Origin of the sequence: Lysinibacillus xylanilyticus (assembly GCF_001708185.1) — a bacterium.
Taxonomy (GTDB): Bacteria; Bacillota; Bacilli; order Bacillales_A; family Planococcaceae; genus Lysinibacillus; species Lysinibacillus xylanilyticus_A.
The window spans coordinates 80,445-99,359 of record NZ_MDDN01000010.1 but is presented as its reverse complement, the minus strand read 5'-3'; the positions used below and the strand labels follow the sequence as shown (position 1 = coordinate 99,359).

The 18,915-nt window shown below is 36.6% G+C and carries 15 protein-coding genes; all 15 read left to right on the top strand.

The features are described 5' to 3' along the window. The first annotated feature begins 142 nt into the window (after nt 1–142). The 15 genes from BFJ97_RS16735 (at nt 143) to BFJ97_RS16665 (ending at nt 18,818) form a co-directional block, all read left to right on the top strand. Nucleotides 143–1,084, top strand: coding sequence for a YybS family protein (locus tag BFJ97_RS16735; protein WP_068985800.1), 942 nt, complete (start codon nt 143–145; stop codon nt 1,082–1,084). Nucleotides 1,085–1,096: 12 nt separating this feature from the next. Further along, nucleotides 1,097–3,070 carry a DHH family phosphoesterase gene (locus tag BFJ97_RS16730; protein ID WP_068985799.1) on the top strand — a complete coding sequence of 658 codons (1,974 nt, stop codon included), beginning with the start codon at nt 1,097–1,099 and terminating at the stop codon, nt 3,068–3,070. Then, nucleotides 3,067–3,513 (top strand): 50S ribosomal protein L9, encoded by a 447-nt coding sequence (rplI, locus tag BFJ97_RS16725; RefSeq protein ID WP_068985798.1) that lies wholly within the window; start codon nt 3,067–3,069, stop codon nt 3,511–3,513. The genes BFJ97_RS16730 and rplI overlap by 4 nt, the downstream gene beginning before the upstream one ends. Nucleotides 3,514–3,526: 13 nt before the next feature. Next, nucleotides 3,527–4,888: a replicative DNA helicase gene (dnaB, locus tag BFJ97_RS16720; protein WP_068985797.1), complete on the top strand. Its 1,362-nt coding sequence runs from the start codon at nt 3,527–3,529 to the stop codon at nt 4,886–4,888. 311 nt (nt 4,889–5,199) lie between these two features. Further along, nucleotides 5,200–6,489, top strand: a complete 1,290-nt coding sequence (locus BFJ97_RS16715) for an adenylosuccinate synthase (protein ID WP_068985796.1) — start codon at nt 5,200–5,202, stop codon at nt 6,487–6,489. A gap of 298 nt (nt 6,490–6,787) precedes the next feature. After that, nucleotides 6,788–8,248 carry a M23 family metallopeptidase gene (locus BFJ97_RS16710; RefSeq protein ID WP_068985795.1) on the top strand — a complete coding sequence of 487 codons (1,461 nt, stop codon included), beginning with the start codon at nt 6,788–6,790 and terminating at the stop codon, nt 8,246–8,248. Between the two features lie 464 nt (nt 8,249–8,712). Continuing rightward, the gene (yycF, locus tag BFJ97_RS16705; protein ID WP_068985794.1) at nt 8,713–9,426 is read left to right on the top strand and encodes a response regulator YycF; all 714 of its coding nucleotides are present in this window, start codon (nt 8,713–8,715) and stop codon (nt 9,424–9,426) included. A gap of 6 nt (nt 9,427–9,432) precedes the next feature. Continuing rightward, nucleotides 9,433–11,298 (top strand): cell wall metabolism sensor histidine kinase WalK, encoded by a 1,866-nt coding sequence (gene walK / locus BFJ97_RS16700; RefSeq protein WP_068985793.1) that lies wholly within the window; start codon nt 9,433–9,435, stop codon nt 11,296–11,298. Beyond that, nucleotides 11,295–12,617 carry a YycH family regulatory protein gene (locus tag BFJ97_RS16695; RefSeq protein WP_068985792.1) on the top strand — a complete coding sequence of 441 codons (1,323 nt, stop codon included), beginning with the start codon at nt 11,295–11,297 and terminating at the stop codon, nt 12,615–12,617. The genes walK and BFJ97_RS16695 overlap by 4 nt, the downstream gene beginning before the upstream one ends. Next, entirely contained in the window at nt 12,604–13,428 is an 825-nt protein-coding gene (locus tag BFJ97_RS16690) for a two-component system regulatory protein YycI (RefSeq protein ID WP_068985791.1), read from the top strand. The genes BFJ97_RS16695 and BFJ97_RS16690 overlap by 14 nt, the downstream gene beginning before the upstream one ends. Continuing rightward, complete coding sequence (locus BFJ97_RS16685; protein ID WP_068985790.1) at nt 13,428–14,216, top strand: MBL fold metallo-hydrolase; 789 nt, start codon at nt 13,428–13,430, stop codon at nt 14,214–14,216. Before BFJ97_RS16690 ends, BFJ97_RS16685 begins: the two co-directional genes overlap by 1 nt. 168 nt (nt 14,217–14,384) lie before the next feature. Further along, complete coding sequence (locus BFJ97_RS16680; protein WP_068985789.1) at nt 14,385–15,677, top strand: S1C family serine protease; 1,293 nt, start codon at nt 14,385–14,387, stop codon at nt 15,675–15,677. A 258-nt stretch (nt 15,678–15,935) separates the two neighbouring features. Continuing rightward, complete coding sequence (locus BFJ97_RS16675) at nt 15,936–16,100, top strand: CxxH/CxxC protein (protein WP_068985788.1); 165 nt, start codon at nt 15,936–15,938, stop codon at nt 16,098–16,100. A 90-nt stretch (nt 16,101–16,190) separates the two neighbouring features. Beyond that, nucleotides 16,191–16,670 (top strand): 23S rRNA (pseudouridine(1915)-N(3))-methyltransferase RlmH, encoded by a 480-nt coding sequence (gene rlmH, locus BFJ97_RS16670; RefSeq protein ID WP_068985787.1) that lies wholly within the window; start codon nt 16,191–16,193, stop codon nt 16,668–16,670. A gap of 129 nt (nt 16,671–16,799) precedes the next feature. After that, nucleotides 16,800–18,818: a GAF domain-containing sensor histidine kinase gene (locus tag BFJ97_RS16665; RefSeq protein ID WP_068985786.1), complete on the top strand. Its 2,019-nt coding sequence runs from the start codon at nt 16,800–16,802 to the stop codon at nt 18,816–18,818. The last annotated feature ends 97 nt before the right edge of the window (nt 18,819–18,915 follow it).

Here is an 18,915-nt window from a genome sequence, read left to right as displayed (position 1 = left end):
GCTATGTTTTTAACACTTTAGCCAATGGTTTTACAAAATTAATGACAAAGCATACAGTTGTTCTTAGCGTTTTTTGTTCAATAACGTGAAAAAATGGTACAATAAAGGTCAGTAAGTTTGACTGAAAAAAGGAAGGTTTTCAATGCCGAATAATCAAACAAAGGCGCTTGTACAAGGCTCAATGATGGTCGCAATCTTTACGATTCTAATGCTTATTTCTGCATACGTACCAATCATTTTTATAGTAGGTCTAATATTTGCCCCACTACCGATTGCTTGGTATAGCGCAAATTACAAGCGTTCCTCATCAATACTCGTAGCAGTAGTAGGCTGTACCTTAACCACTTTAACGAGTGGTATAACTATGTTACCATTTGCCTTTATTTTGGCGTTAATTGGTGTCGTAATAGGAAATGCAATTTATCTAAAGAAGAGCAAACTTTACCTATTCATGTCATCTGGGATTGCTTTTCTTCTATCAATGACAATAGTCTATGTAGCTTATGTACAATTTGCTGGCATCAACATAATTGACATGAGTTTAGAGATTTTACGCGAAAATTATGAGCAATCAAATGAACTTGCAAAAAATGTGACAGGTCAAGTAGTATTTCAGCCAGAGATAATTGAGGCAATGTTAAAAACTATGGAGCTGACAATGCCTGCAACAATAACAATCTCTGCATTTTTCGCAGCATTTATTATCATAACGTTAAATTTACCTGTATTAAAACGTCTTGGTTTAGACGTACCGAAATTTGCATCGTTCCAAAATATGCGTCTACCACGATCTATTCTTTGGTATTACATGATTGTGTTGTGCATTAATTTATTTATGCGTCCAGAATTTGGGTCTACATTAGATGTTATTGTTTTAAATGTTTCTTATGTTTTATGGATGTTATTAATCCTGCAGGGGATTTCCTTTTTACATTATTTCATTTCTAAAAAGGAAATGCCGAATGGTGTTAAATGGATAGCTACTTTGTTAGCCTTACCATTATCATCCTTTATGATATTGCTAGGTATTGTAGATTTAGGTTTCGATTTACGTTCACTTGTGAAGGGGAAAACTAAAGAATAAGGGGCTGATGTAATGGGGACTTTTAGAAAACGACCAATCCGCTATCCGCTTTTTGTTCTTTCCATTTTTGGCATTGTGACGTTCGTGCTTCTATGTATTTGGAATATCGGAGTAGGTATCGGTTATGGAGTAGGGTTTGTTCTAATAATGGCCTATACGTGGAAGGTAGAACAAATTACCTTTGAAGAAACGGAAAAGCATATTGAATCCATCTCCTTCCGCATGAAAAAAGTTGGGGAAGAGGCATTGCTGGAAATGCCAATTGGGATTTTACTTGTTAATGAGCAGTATGAAATAGAATGGTCGAATCCATATATGCAGAGTGTTTTAAATATGGAAAATTTAGTAGGTGAGGGAATCGTAAATATATCTGATGACATCTACGTGCTAATGAAGACCGAGGAGACCAACGAAGATACGATTACGCTTCGTGATCGTAAATATCGAGTGTATTATAAAAAAGAAGAGAATTTGCTATATTTCTTTGATATTACTGAGCAAATAGCCATTGAAAAACAATATTATGCAGATCGTACAGTTATTGCGATTTTATTTGTTGATAACTATGACGAAATTACACAAGCGATGGATGATCAGCCGCGTAGTTTAACGAATACGATGGTGACATCAATTGTTAATGATTGGGCGGCTGAGCAAGGGATATTTGTGAAACGAATATCATCTGATCGTTTTTTAGCGGTATTAAACGAATCCATTTTAATGGAGCTTGAAAAGAAAAAATTTGCTATTTTAGATACCATTCGAGAAAAAACAGCACAAAAAAATACGTCATTAACATTAAGTATTGGTGTTGGCGCAGGATCATCTTCATTAGTAGAACTTGGTGAATTAGCACAGTCAAGTCTAGATCTAGTTTTAGGCCGTGGTGGTGATCAAGTTGCCATTAAGCAACCTACTGGAAAGTTAAAATTCTATGGTGGGAAAACGAATCCGGTTGAGAAACGTACGCGCGTTAGAGCACGTGTTATTTCTCATGCACTACGTGATTTAATTCAAGATAGTGACCAAGTGTTTATCATGGGACATAAAAACCCTGATATGGATTCTATTGGTGCCTCTGTTGGTGTACGTAAAATGGCACAAATGAATGATGTAAAGGGCTATGTCATCATAAATTTTGACGAATTAAATGGTAGTGTAACGCGTTTAATGAATGAAATTGAGAATAAATCGGATTTTTATGAAAATTTCCTAACACCAGAGGAAGCTGCGACAAAAATGACAGAAAAGTCATTGCTCGTTATTGTCGATACACATAAACCGAATTTAGTCATTGATTCACACCTATTGAAGCTAGCTGAAAAAGTTGTAGTGATTGATCACCATCGTAGAAGTGAGGATTTTATAGAAAATCCAATGCTTGTTTATATGGAACCATACGCGTCGTCCACGGCTGAACTTGTGACAGAGTTACTCGAGTATCAACCAAAACGTGCAAAGATTAATATGCTAGAGGCTACTGCATTACTGGCGGGAATTATTGTAGATACGAAGAGTTTTACACTGCGTACAGGAGCCCGTACTTTCGAAGCAGCATCTTATTTACGGACAAATGGTGCAGATACAGTGTTAGTACAGCGATTATTAAAAGAAGATGTCGATACGTATATTGAGCGTTCTAAAATAGTGCAGACTGTTAATTTCGTGAAGCCAGGTATTGCTATTGCTGTAGGTGAGGAAGCAAAAATATATGATTCTGTACTAATTGCGCAAACAGCAGACATTTTACTAACCATGAAGGATGTTGGTGCTTCCTTTGTCATAGCGCATCGTTTAGATGGCAAAATCGGTATAAGTGCAAGATCACTTGGCGAGGTAAACGTACAGCTTATTATGGAAAAACTTGGTGGCGGTGGGCATTTAACGAATGCAGCTTGCCAAATCGAAGCAAATTCCATTGCTGGAGTAAAAAAATATTTAGAAGAGGCCATAAATGAGGTACTCGAAGGGAGTTCTGAATCATGAAAGTAGTATTTTTGAAAGATGTTAAAGGAAAAGGAAAAAAAGGAGAAGTTAAAAATGTAGCAGATGGCTATGCACAAAACTTCTTAATTAAAAATGGCTATGCTGCAGAAGCAAATGCTCAAGCATTAAGTCAATTAGACGGTCAAAAGAAATTAGAGGCTAAAAACGCTGCTGCAGAATTAGCTGAAGCAAAAGCATTAAAAGAAAAATTAGAAGCGTTAACAGTAGAATTAAAAGCAAAATCAGGTGAAGGTGGTCGCCTATTTGGTTCTGTATCTACAAAGCAAATTGCAGAAGCGCTTCAAAAAACGCATGGCATTAAAATTGATAAACGTAAAATGACTTTAATTGATGGAATTCGTGCGCTAGGTTTTACAAATGTACCTGTAAAACTACATCATGAAGTATCTGCAACATTAAAAGTTCATGTAACGGAAGAATAAGGGGCGACAATCCATGAATGAACCGATGATGGACCGCGTCCCACCGCATAACCGGGAAGCGGAGCAATCGGTTATCGGTGCAATTTTTCTTGATCCTCAAGCGTTAATCACTGCATCTGAAATTTTACTAGCAGATGATTTTTATCAGAATGCACATAAGAAAATTTTTGAAACGATGCTACGTTTAAGTGATCAAGGAAAAGCGATAGATGTTGTAACAGTTACTGAAGAATTATCAGCTAAAAAAGAAATTGAGGACGTTGGCGGGCTATCGTATTTACTAGAGCTCGCCAATGCTGTCCCTACGGCCGCTAACGTCGCTCACTATGCGAAAATTGTCGAAGAAAAGGCCCTATTACGTCGCTTAATTCGTGTAGCTACTAAAATAGTAGAAGATGGCTATACACGTGAGGATGAAGTAGAGGCATTACTAGGTGAAGCAGAGAAGAAAATGATGGAGGTAGCCAATCGTAAAAATGCGGGTGACTTTAAGCATGTTAAAGACGTATTGGTAGAAACCTTCGATAACATCGAGAAGCTTCAATCACAAAAGGGAGACGTTACAGGTATTCCGACAGGCTTCCGTGATTTAGACAATATCACAGCTGGCTTCCAGCGCAACGATCTAATTATTGTAGCAGCACGTCCCTCTGTAGGGAAAACGGCCTTTGCATTGAATGTCGCACAAAGTGTTGCCGTTCAAGCACGTGAAAATGTTGCGATTTTCTCCTTAGAGATGGGTGCTGAGCAGCTAGTTATGCGTATGCTTTGTGCAGAAGGAAATATAGATGCACAAGTTTTACGTACAGGTGCTTTAACAACGGAAGATTGGGGTAAACTAACTATGGCAATGGGGAGTTTATCGAATTCCGGTATTTTTATTGATGATACACCAGGTGTACGTATCAATGAAATTAGAGCAAAATGTCGACGTTTAGCACAAGAGCATGGTCTTGGTATGATTTTAATCGATTATTTACAGCTTATTCAAGGTAGTGGTAAACCAGGTGAAAACCGTCAGCAAGAGGTATCTGAAATTTCACGTTCATTAAAAGGATTAGCACGTGAATTAAAGGTTCCAGTTATCGCATTATCACAGTTATCACGTGGCGTTGAGCAACGTCAAGATAAGCGACCAATGATGAGTGACTTACGTGAATCGGGAAGTATTGAGCAAGATGCTGATATTGTTGCCTTCTTATATCGTGATGATTATTACGATAAAGAGTCCGAGAGTAAAAATATGATTGAAATTATTATTGCTAAACAACGTAACGGTCCAACAGGTACGGTTACACTTGCGTTTAAAAAAGAATTCAATAAATTCATTAATGTGGATTGGTCGCAAATGCCGCCACCACCTCCACGTGATTAAATATTTATTTGGTTCATCACCAATAGTTGGAGATGACATTTGTTAAAACGTATGCTATTTATCTTCATTCAGTAGAAGCCCGCTACCTCTAAAGAGGAACTTAACGTCAGCAATTACGCCAAGGTGGAATTAATCTGAATGTTAGATAATATTCATACCATTCTGTCATTAAACACGAACGTTGAATCAAATTATTTGATTTTACGTTCGTGTTTTAACTATTTTTTTGTTGACTAGGCGTTTCTATCATTGTTACAATAATTAACGGCTTGAAAATTGTGATACAAACGTATCTAACGGAGGTGCTGATTATGACATCAGTTGTAGTTGTAGGAACACAGTGGGGAGACGAAGGGAAAGGTAAAATTACAGATTTCCTTTCACAAAAAGCCGAAGCAATCGCTCGTTTTGCAGGTGGCGATAATGCTGGACATACAATTAAATTTGATGGGGAGACTTATAAGCTACATTTAATTCCATCAGGTATTTTTTATAAAGAAAAAACTTCAGTAATCGGAAATGGATTAGTTGTTAATCCGAAGTCATTAGTAACTGAGCTTAGAGGTTTACAAGAGCGTGGTATTGATACGGATAATCTACGTATTTCTAACCGTGCACATGTTATTTTACCTTATCATATCAAACAAGATATCGCTGATGAAGAAAGCCGTGGCGATAAAAAAATTGGTACGACTTGTAAAGGGATTGGGCCTTGCTATCAGGATAAAGTAGCACGTATCGGTATCCGTATGGCTGATTTATTAGACAAAGAAGTATTTGAAGAAAAACTACGTCATAATTTGGCAATTAAAAATAAATTATTCGAGAAATTCTATGAAGTTGAAGGTGTAACATTCGAAGAAATTTTCGAAGAATATTACGGCTATGGGCAAGAAATCGCAAAATATGTAACAGACACATCTAAAATCTTAAATGATGTACTTGATGAGGGCGGCAAAGTGTTATTTGAAGGTGCACAAGGTATTTTACTTGATGTCGATCAAGGTACGTATCCATTTGTAACATCTTCGAATCCTGTTGCCGGAGGTGTAGCGATCGGTGCTGGCGTTGGTCCATCACGCGTTACAAGTGTTATTGGTGTATCTAAAGCCTATACATCTCGTGTTGGTGATGGTCCGTTCCCAACTGAATTATTTGATGAAGTGGGTCAACAAATTCGTGAAGTAGGTCGTGAATATGGTACGACAACAGGTCGCCCACGTCGCGTAGGTTGGTTCGATACAGTAGTAGTCCGTCATTCACGTCGCGTAAGTGGTATTACACATCTTGCACTTAATTCTATTGACGTTTTATCTGGTTTAGAGACAGTGAAAATCTGTACAGCGTATAAATATAAAGATGAAACAATTACGGAGTATCCTGCAAATCTTCATATTATTGAACAATGTGAGCCGATTTATGAAGAGCTACCAGGCTGGTCAGAAGATGTTACAGGTTGCAAAACATTAGAAGAGCTACCTGAGAATGCACGACGCTATGTAGAACGTGTTAGTGAATTAACAGGTATTCAAATTGCTACTTTCTCTGTTGGTCCTGCACGTGAACAAACGAACGTTTTAGTAGACGTTTGGGAAGCATAATAAATGAAAAACACAAAAGGGTGTGCCATATGCGGTACACCCTTTTATGTTTGTGAAAGAAATCATATTCTGTGATAACGCCTACATTTTACCCTGACTAATTATATGAAAATATTATTATTAAAAAAACTACGGAAAATAGGGATTATGTAACAATTAGTAGATAAATAATACATTTACATTACAAAAAGATGAAAACATTCAAACCGTATTTTCTTTATGATACAGTATAGTGGTGCAAAAAAGCCTTATGGGTAATTCATCCTATAATAGGTTAAAGTTGGAAGGAGCTTTATTGATGAGTTCATCTTGGTTTAGAAAAGAAAAAAACGATAGATTCACTTACAATTTTTCTTCAATTAAAAAGGTATCCATTATTACAGTTTTAATGACAAGTTTAACGTTTAATGTAGGTTATGCAAAAGAAAATCATCAAGAAGATTTACATAAAATTTATCACGTTTACGTGGGAAATAAATATATTGGTGCGGTCTCTAATGAGAAAGCGGTCCAAGAAATCATTGCATCCAAGGAAAAAGAGGCAAAACAACAATACAAAGAGTTAACGATCGATGCTAACTCATCTGTTAAAATAATCCCAGAGCAAGTGTTTAGTGATGAAACAAAAGATGCGGAAACTTTGGCTAAGATTGAGCAATCTTTAGTAGCTCAGTCTCCAGCTTTTACATTATTTGTAGATAATAAGCCTGTTGTTTACTTAAAAGATGCAAAAGCCTATGAAGATACTATTCGTATGCTAAAGCTACAATATGTTTCACAGCAAGAGTTAAATAGTTTAGATACTAACCAGCAATCTACGAATATACCACCGTTACAAACTGGTGAAACACGACTTTTAGATATTTCTTTTAAACAGGGAATTTCAGGTGGAGCACAAAAAGTAGCCCCGAATGCTATTGTAACGCCTGAGGAAGCTGTGAAATATTTAATGACAGGTGCTCTTGAGCAAGAAATATATATAATTCAATCAGGTGATGTTCTAGGTTCGGTTGCTAAAAAACATGATTTAACAACAGCTGAGCTATTAGCGTTAAATCCTGGTATCACGGTTGATACAGTTTTACAAATTGGACAAGCATTAAATGTAACAGTTGCTAAACCATTTGTAACACTTGAAGTAAAACAGGAAAAGAAAGTTACTGATCAAATTCCGTTTAAGAAAATAATCGAAGAAGATCCGATGATGTATAAAGGTGAGAAAGTAATTAAACAACAAGGTGTTAATGGAAAGAAAGAAACCACTTATTTGTTAACGTCTGAAAATGGGAATCGTACATCCAAAGTTGCGTCAGAAGAAAAAATCGTACAGCAACCTGTTGATCAAATTGAAGTTGTTGGTACGAAAGTAATTTCATCTCGTGGCACGGGTGAATTTTCTTGGCCTGCTGTAGGTGGCTATATTTCAAGTCAGATGGGTGAACGTTGGGGAGATTTCCATCGTGGTATTGATATTGCCCGTCCAAGTAACTACAATATTTTAGCTTCTGATAATGGCGTTGTTGCCGCAGCTGGCGAATCAGGTACCTATGGTAATCGTATCGTGATTAATCATAATAATGGTTATACGACACTTTACGGACACTTATCTTCAATTAATGTTAAAGTCGGGCAGATAGTAGAAAAAGGTTCTGTTATAGGTGTTATGGGTTCTACTGGAAATTCAACAGGTACACATCTACACTTTGAAGTTGAAAAGAATGGTTCGTTAGTAAATCCATTATCATATGTAGGTCGTTAATCCATTCGGATAGAAGGCAGCCAAAAAGGGGCTGTCTTTTTGTATAGTTCTTTTATAATTCCAAGTTATTTCCCGAGAAATATTTGTCGAAATGTAGTTCAATACAATATCGTCTAATGTCTTTAGATTTAGAATAATGCATAGAAGTTAAAAGCATGGTAGAGTTAAGAGTAGTGACTTTAACTTCTTTCAGTAGGTAATTTTTGTACCGAAAGCATAGCGTCAGGTACAGAAGTCTCCCATCTCTATAGGTAGTGAGATGAATGTTGGTTAAAGTTAATTTTAGCGGGTGTCCTAGCATCCGTTGAAATAGAGGAACTTAGGCTAAGAACTTCACAGCCTGTGGAAACACTTGAGTGACCAATCTGTTGGACTAAAGCATCCAGCGGAACAATACATTTTGTTTAAGAATAGATCATTACACTTCGTTTAAGAATAGATAAATAGCGAAAGGGAGAAAAAAGATGGACAAAACAATTTTAGTTGTTGACGATGAAAAACCAATCGCAGATATTTTACAGTTTAATTTAATTAAAGAAGGCTACAAAGTTATTTGTGCTTATGATGGAGATGAAGCACTAGAGAAGGTTGAAGAAGAACAACCAGATTTAATGCTTTTAGATATAATGTTACCAAAGCGTGATGGGATGGAAGTTTGTAGAGAAATACGTAAAAAATATGATTTTCCTATCATTATGCTAACAGCAAAAGGCTCTGAGATTGATAAAGTATTAGGATTAGAAATGGGCGCAGACGATTATGTGACAAAGCCATTTAGTACACGTGAGCTTATTGCACGTGTAAAGGCAAATATGCGTCGCTTACAAGTGGTAGCTCCTGCTGCCGAAGAGGTTGAAGAAGCGTCCAATGAAATTGTGGTAGGGTCGCTTGTTATTCAGCCTGATGCCTACTTAGTATTGAAACGTGAAGAGTCAATTGAATTAACCCATAGGGAGTTTGAGTTATTACATTACTTAGGTAAGCATATTGGACAAGTAATGACGCGTGAGCATTTACTACAAACTGTGTGGGGCTATGACTATTTTGGTGATGTACGAACAGTTGATGTAACAATTCGTCGTTTACGTGAAAAAATAGAGGATAATCCAAGTCACCCAGCTTGGATTGTAACACGCCGTGGTGTAGGATATTATTTACGAAATCCTGAACAGGAGTAAATAGGAATGCAGAAAGTAAGCTTCTTTAAATCCATTCATGTCAAGCTAGTATTAATTTATATTTTGTTAATACTGCTAGCTTTGCAAATAATAGGTATTTATTTTGCGCGCGAATTAGAGAACAATTTAAAAACCAATTTCCGAGAATCCATTTTTCAACGAGTCGATTTGATGGAATATAGCATTCGTGAAGAAATCTTAAAAGAACGCGATGAAACTATGCCATCTCTTGAAGAAAGCTTGAAAACAATTGTAATGGAGTTTTCCGAGGGGTTGAAGGATGTTTCTAATGAAGACATTTTAGAAATCCGCGTTATCGATACTAGACAGCGTATTCGCGCCACATCTGAGATAGACAATCAAAATTTGATTGGACAGCGCTCGAATAATGATCTCGTACGCCGTGCAATCTCTGCAGAAACATTATTTGAAAACATTAAACTTGATAGTAATACAGGAAATCGAGTGTGGGTGTTAGCTTCGCCAATTCGAGATGGTGCAGGTCCTGATGATGAAATCGTTGGGGTACTCTATATTGAAGCTAATATTGAATCTGTTTTCGAACAGGTGAATGACATTAACCGTATTTTCCTCGGTGGTACAGCAGTGTCCTTGGTGGTTACTATCTTTTTAGGGATTTTAGTGGCACGAACAATTACACAGCCAATTGCAGATATGCGTAAGCAGGCTCAGGCGATGGCAAAAGGAAACTATTCACGAAAAGTACGAGTTTATGGTACAGATGAAATAGGTCAACTTGCTATAACCTTTAATCACTTGACGAATCGCTTGCAGGAGGCGCAATCTACTACAGAGGCAGAACGGCGAAAGCTCGATTCGGTCCTTAGTAATATGACGGATGGTGTTATTGCGACCGATCGAAAAGGGCGCATCATTCTTATTAATGATCCCGCACTCGAGCTGCTGCATATTACAAGAGATATAACAGTAGGTCGTCCTATTGCATCTGTTTTAGGCATTGACCAAGAGTATAGTTTTGAAGATTTAATTCATATGAATGATGCAGTGAATTTAGATTTCAGTACAGCAGACGCGCCGTATATTTTACGTGCGAATTTCTCTGTTATTCAAAAAGAAACTGGTTTTATTAATGGTTTAATTACTGTACTGCACGATATTACAGAGCAGGAAAAGATAGAGATGGACCGCCGAGAATTTGTATCAAATGTGTCACATGAATTACGGACACCATTAACGACGATGCGTAGTTATTTAGAGGCGTTAGCAGACGGTGCATGGAAAGATGAAAACATTGCTCCAACATTTTTGAATGTCACACAAACAGAGACAGAGCGTATGATCCGCTTAGTAAATGACTTGTTGCAGTTATCACGAATGGATAGTACAGATTATGAGTTGAATAAAGACATTGTTCTATTCCATTCCTTCTTTAACCGAATTATCGATCGCTTTGAAATGTCTAAGTCAGACAAAGTGATGTTTGAACGGTTATTCCCAGAGGCATCTTATTATGTAGAAATTGATACGGATAAGGTGACACAGGTTATCGATAATATCATTTCTAATGCTATTAAATATTCACCAGATGGAGGCAATATTCGCTTTGGCTTTACTGTGCAAGGGAATATGTTAAAGGTCATGATTTCTGATGATGGTATGGGAATTCCTAAGGAAAATGTGGGACGTATTTTTGATCGTTTTTATCGTGTGGATCGTGCTCGTGCTCGTTCTATGGGCGGCACAGGTCTAGGGCTAGCTATTGCCAGGGAAATGATTGAAGCTCATGGTGGTAAAATATGGGCTGAAAGTGAAGAAGGGCAAGGAACAACGGTTTTCTTCACATTACCACTTGATTTAGATGATTTTGACGAGGCAGGTGAGTGGGAATGAAATATATAGAACCAGTTAAATCAGTTGTATTATTCCTACTCGTTATGCTAAGTGTGGTTTTAACCTTTTTGAATTGGACATACACGCCAGATTATAAAGTGATTGAAAAAACTGAGGAAAAAGAAATCCAAATTGGACCACAAAAAAAAATGGAAGATGTAATTCGTCCTTATAAGGCTATTTACCGTTTTGATAAGGAATTTACCGGAACTGTATCTAATGCTGCAATGGAAGATATTATGAAATCATTTGTGGGCTGGAATATTGATCTAGTGCGCGATAACAATAACCTTACAGCCAGCTCTATAAACGAGATGATTCGTTCTAATAATTGTATGACTATCTTTTTTGCTGGCGAAATTCCTTACTCCGCCTTTAGCTCAATTTTTCAGTTTGCTGACAAGGAGCTACCTGAAACAACCTTTAATCGTATGGTTATAGATTGGAGTAATTATAATAACAAAGAATTACAAGTATTTTTCATAAGTAGCAATAATGAAACATTGATGCGTTCGCATGTCAGTCTACAAAATGCTAATCAATTTGTACGAAATGTTATTGAACCAGCGAAAACATACGACACTTTTAAAGAAGTGGAGCGTGATGGTTTTACTTCACTTTATATTGATAACGATAAAGTTGAATCAACAAAATATACGTATTTTATCAATGAGAAATCACCTGATGTTTTTAAAGATGTGTTATTTACAGAACCAAATGTTGTCCAGCGCACCGATGAAAGTCCAAACTCTGTAAAATATCAAGATGGTACGTCACTGATGACGGTTGATAAGAATTTGAAATCATTGATTTTTGTTTATCCAACTGCAGAAAGTAGTATAAAAATAGAACCTTCTAAGCTCTTGACGGATAGCTTTGAATTTATCAATGAACATGGAGGTTTTACAGCTGATTATCGCTATGTATCAACAAGTACAAATAATAACCAATTAGATTATCAGCTATATTTACATGGATTACCAGTTTATAGTGATCAAGCTATAAATCGAATTACAACTATTTGGGGAGATAATCGTATTTTCCGCTACAAACGTCCGTACTATTCTTTAAGTACAGACATTCCATCCGAAAAGGAGATTAAAGAACTGCCATCAGGATCGGAAATCGTTGAAAAGATTCAAAAGTTTAATAACACTGTATTGTCAGATATAGATGATATTGTTGTGGGTTACTATTTAACGCAAGATAAAAGTAAACAAAATATGACATTAGAACCGTGCTGGTTTGCGATAAGTAACGGTGTATGGACGAATCTGACGCCTGAAACATTAGGAGGTGTCAAAAATGGATTGGAATAGAACAAAATCTATTTTTATATTCGTTTTTTTAATCTTAAATATCTTTTTGTATTATTTTTATTTAAATCGCTATAATGAAGCGCAGAGCGTGGAGATACCTGGTGAAAAAACAATAGAAGCCCGTTTGAAAGAGGATAATATTACGTATGGATCACTTCCTAATAGTAATGAATTTGTTGTTTATATTACGGGCAAAGTGCATAAATTTACACCTACTGAATTTACTAAGAGCAATCAGCAACCAAATATTATAGGTGAGGATGATACACTTGTACATGTTGATTTTATAAACCCTGTGAAATTACGAAATGATGATGAGACAAGTATTACAGAGTTTGTCCGTGCAAACGTAAAAGATGGGGATTCTTATGCATTATGGAAGGTAGATCGTGAGCAAAGAACCGCCATATTCTTCCAGAAAAAAGGTAATCGAATGTTCTATTACAATGAGAGTGCCTTATTAAAAGTACAATGGAATATGGACAACGAAGTTACAATGTATGAACAAACGATGCTTGATAATATTGAAGAAATGGAGAAACAGGAAACTGTCATACCACCACTTCAAATTATCCAGACACTTTATAATAAATCGCTACTAAAGCCAGATTCGCATATTACGCAAATGAAGTTAGGTTACTCGACAATGGGTTATTTAACGCAAAAGCAAGTGTTAGTACCGACATGGGAAGTACAAGTGAAATTAGATGGAGAAACAGAAGAATATTTTGTCAATGCTAGTGAAGGTAATGTTATTGAAATCCAAGAAAACAAGCAAGAGGGCGAAGAAGAAGACTGGGGAGTTGAATGATGCGGTTTAGTGTTTTAGCAAGTGGCAGTACAGGCAATTCGATTTATGTAGAGAATGAGGATCATGCATTTATTGTCGATGCCGGTCTCAGTGGTAAAAAGATGGAGCAACTATTTACAAAAATCGACCGCAATATGAAACAGCTAAGTGGCATTTTCGTTACACATGAGCATAGTGATCATATTAAAGGAATAGGTGTATTGGCGCGAAAATATAATGTACCCATTTATGCGAACGCCAAAACGTGGCAGGCGATGGACGGGCTTGTTGGTGATATTCCGTTAGAGCAACGTTTTGAATTTGAAATGGATACAGTCAAGCATTTCGGCTCATTAGCTATTGAATCCTTTGCCGTATCACATGATGCAGCAGATCCAATGTTCTATAGCTTTCATGAAAATGGGCGTAAGCTTGTTATTATAACGGATACAGGTTATGTAAGCGACCGTATGAAAGGCATCATTCGAGGTGCTGATTCCTTTGTATTTGAGAGTAACCATGATGTCAATATGCTGCAAATGGGACGTTATCCGTGGTCTATAAAACGTCGTATTTTAAGTGATGTAGGGCACGTTTCAAATGAGGATGCAGCCATTGCAATGAGTGAGGTAGTATTTGAAAAACCAACAAATATTTATTTATCACATTTGAGTAAGGACAATAACATGAAAGAGCTTGCGCGCATGAGTGTTACACAAACATTGCAATCTTGCGGAATTATTGTCGGAGAGTATTTAAATTTATTTGATACAGAAGCAGAGGAACCGACTAAATTAGTCACGGTTTAAACAATAAAAAATGAATCTTTAATGAGCTGTTCGATAGCATTTTATAGCAAATGCTTTGAACAGCTATTTTTTATATCCATTTTATTTATTTTTCATCTGATTTTAATGTTTGAACCGTAATATAAGGGTAACAACTAACAAATACTAATAATTGAAAGGATGAGGAGAATGAGCAATTTTCAAGATGATGATAAAAACAGTGATTTTCTAAAAGACGATAAAATAGAGAAATCACCTCTTCAGGAGCGACTCGAACGAGAGGAGCGAGAGATCCAAGAAAAGCGTCATAAAAAGAAAAGCGGTGGCGGAGGTAAGGGTGGTTATTTATTTACCGGTTTTATCGGTGTCATCATAGGCGCTTTACTTGTTTGGCTCATGTTACCTGGACTTGTCAATCAAATGCCAGGGACAAGCAGCACAGGTAAAAATGAAACAAACATCAATCAAGTTGCAACGGAAGTAACAACCGATGTAACGAAAGCGGTAGATAAGACTTCAGCTGCTGTTGTAGGGATTACTAATATTCAAGAAGTGACAAGTGGTGGATTCTGGAACCCACCAACTACAACTAGCCAGCCTGCTGGAAGCGGTTCAGGCGTTATTTATAAAATACAAGGTAACACAGCCTTTATCGTGACAAATAACCATGTTATTGAAGGTGCAAAACAGTTAGAGGTGACAATGCCAGATGGATCGAAAGAAGAAGCAAAATTAGTTGGACGCGATCCTTGGACAGATTTAGCTGTTATTTCAATCAGTTCTAAAGATGTTAAAACAGTTGCGAAATTCGGTAACTCAGATGTACTAAAACAAGGTGAAACAGTCATCGCAATCGGTAACCCACTTGGCTTAGAGTTCTATGGCTCTGTTACAACAGGTGTTGTTTCTGGTAAGGACCGTTCTGTACCGGTTGACATAAATGGTGATGGTACAGTGGATTGGCAACAAGAAGTATTACAAACAGATGCAGCAATCAACCCTGGTAATAGTGGTGGAGCACTTGTTAACCTTGCTGGTGATTTAGTCGGCATAAACTCAATGAAAATTGCTGAATCCTCTGTTGAGGGTCTAGGCTTCTCAATTCCAATTAACTCAGCAATTCCAATTATCGAGGAATTAGAGAAAAATGGTGAAATGAACCGTCCAACAATGGGTATTTCATTCGTAGATTTAACGGATGTTCCGTCATTCTACCAACAAGAAACGTTAAAATTGCCAAAAGACATCACAACAGGTGTTGTTATTACAGATGTTGTGAATGATTCACCAGCGTCAAAAGCAGGCGCACAACAGTACGATGTTATTGTTGAAATGGATGGTAAAAAAATTGAAACAGCAATCGATTTACGTAAACATTTATATAACAACAAAAAAGTTGGTGATAAATTAACGATGAAAGTATATCGCCAAGGTAAATTGGTGGAGCTATCGCTAACATTAACAAATAGCAATACATTGTAAGTGAATAATCAGTGGGGATTATAGAATTCCCACTGATTTTTTGATGTTGAAAAAAATATTCGAAAGGAGTTGAATGAATGATTTAGAAAATATTGTGGATAACTAGAAAATTGTGAATAATAACATTACACCGGCGAATAGCGGTGAAAGCCTATTCTTCCATACTGGCTTAACCTTTGTTACAATAGATTGTGGATAACATAGACCTAATTGTGAATAAGTTTGTGGAAATTTTGAAAAATAAGAAGAGGTGTAAAAATGGAAAAATACAGCTGTGAAAACCATATAGATCACGCTTTAGACATGTTTGTGGCAGAACAAAAAGAGTTCCCAATTATGGATAAAGTCGAAGAGGATCAAAAGTTATCCACAAAATGTAGCTACTGTGAACAACCTGCAGAATATATTGTATCAAGTAAATAACTTTACACAATATATAGGAATGTTATGTGGATATGTTGATAACTTTTGTGGATAATTTGTTTGTAAATGAATTGTAAAGGTGGATAACGTGTGAATATAACGATTGTATCAGTCGGAAAACTAAAAGAAAAGTACTTAAAAATGGGCATAGACGAATACGTAAAACGTCTCGGTGGCTACGCAAAAATGGATCTAATCGAGGTACCAGATGAAAAAGCACCTGAGCAACTAAGCGATGCTGAAATGGAAATCGTTAAGAAAAAAGAGGGTGAACGTATTCTATCTAAAATCGGCCCAGATACATACGTTATCGCCCTAGCCATTAATGGCAAAATGAAAACCTCTGAACAAATGGCAACAGATCTCGAATCTCTCATGACCTATGGCAAAAGCAAAATTGCCTTTGTCATCGGCGGCTCCCTTGGCTTACATGATGATGTGTTGAAGCGAGCAGATGAGCAGCAGTCCTTTGGAAAGATGACGTTACCACATCAGCTGATGAAGCTTGTGTTGGTGGAGCAGATTTATAGGAGTTTTAGGATTATGAAAGGAGAACCGTATCATAAGTAAATGCGGTATTCTATGTAAAACAAGGGGAAGAAAAGAATACAGAAGAAAATCGAAAATGGCAGGTTGGTCTTGATTTTCACTGATATTATTATGTTTATTTTATTATGTCTATAATTGGAGGCTATGTGAATGTTAAGTGATCAGGCGAGATATTCTAGGCTCGCGAATATTACAAAAATAATAAATACAAAATTAGAACTACGTGAAGTATTGCAGCGTGTAACAATGGCGATATCAGAGGAGATTGTTCAATGCAACGCTGTTGGAATTTTTTTACCTCAGGAAGATGGAACATTTAGAGGGTTTGCAGGAAAACCAGAGACTATAAATGGCGTAGCACTCGATACTCAGGTAATTGATCCTGAAATAGACATACTGGCAAAAGAAGTTATTGAAACCAAAAAAACCATCTATATCCCTGATACCTCAAAGGATCATCGGCTGGATACGAGACCAGTTTATGCGTTCAAAATTAAGTCCTTATTAGTACTGCCTATCTCATTTGGGCAAGAGTTATTTGGTCTGGTTTTTTTATTTGATTATGGAGCTCCAAAGAACTTAACAGATTCAGAAATTCAAAGTGTTGAAGCTTATGTAAATATGGCTGCCGTCGCAATTCAAAACGCAAATAATTTAACTCAAAAGGAAACCCTTATTGCCGAGAAGCAGCTGTTACTAAATGTTACCCGTGATTTATCAATGTGTTCCTCGATACAGGAGAGTTTTGATAAATGTTTTTTTTACTTAGGACAGATTTTAGAGAGTAAAAACATGGCTGTCCACCTTTTAGACCCGCTAGACAAAACAACGATTAAAACAACGAAGTTAAGCAAGGACTGTGAATGGACAGAAGCGGATTGGATGGAGAAAAGCTATGAAGCCAAGATCCATGAGGTTATTCAAACAAAAAATATAGATAGTAAGGGTCTACTGATGATTCCATTGGTTTCAATGGGAGAAGTATTAGGGGTAATCGTTGGTGGCAAAGAGGAAAAAGCTCACAATTACGATAATTCCCAAATTCAACTGGCTAAATCTATCGTTGATGCCACAGCTCCTACGTTTTCAAACTTGTTATATATGGATCAACTTGAAAGCATGGTGGAAGAGCGAACGAGAGAACTAGCTGCCGCTAATGAAAAAGTTACAAGTGTGATTGAAAGTATTACGGATGGATTCTTTACTTTGAATAATAAATGGGAATTTACGTACGTAAATAAGCATCAATATTTTCCACAAAGAAAAACAGCAAAAGATGTATTAGGCAAGAATATATGGGGGGTTTTCCCGAGTAGCGTTGACACAGTTATGTATAAGGAGTTTCATCGTGCAATGTCAGAGCGAACTACAGTTCATTTCGAATTTCTTTCTACCTTTGATGAATATTGGCACGAAGTTATTGCATACCCGTATGATAATGGTATTTGTTGTATTTTTAAAAACATAACGGAAAAAAAGCAATATGCGAAGGAATTGAAAAGGTTATCCAACATAGATTTAATAGGGCAAATGGCAGCGGGTATCAGCCATGAGATTAGAAATCCAATGACAACAGTACGAGGATTGTTGCAGTTATTAAAAGAAGAGAACACCTATGAGAAACATAATATGTACTTTAATTTAATGATTGAAGAACTTGACCGTGCCAATTCTATTATTACTGAATTTCTCTCAACAGGTAATACAAGGAAATCCGATTTGCAGATGTTAGATTTAAATTCAATTATCCATGATATTTTTCCTTTAATAAAGATTGATGGGTATAATCAAAATAAATATATTCAAGTCGATACAAATGACATTCCGGAATTACTTTTAAATCGTAATGAGATACGGCAATTATTAATAAACCTATACCGTAATGGCTTAGAAGCGATGAGCACAGGGAAAGTTCTAACCATTAGCACCTACAAGGAAGGTAAAAATTGTGTGGTACTTGCAGTGCGGGATCAAGGAAAAGGTATCAGGCCTGAAGTATTAGAGAAACTGGGTACTCCATTTTACACGACCAAAGATAATGGAACTGGATTGGGGTTAGGCGTATGTTATGCCATTGCTGCCCGTCATAATGCAAAAATAGAAATTCAAACAGGATCGGAAGGCACTATCTTTTTAGTTAAATTTAATTATGAAAATAATGAACAATAACCTCATTTAGATTAGTTACGGTGAACCGTACCATAAGTAGGTGCGGTTTTTTTTATTAAATTTGGATGTTTGGAGAGGTCACATTTATATTGAAAAT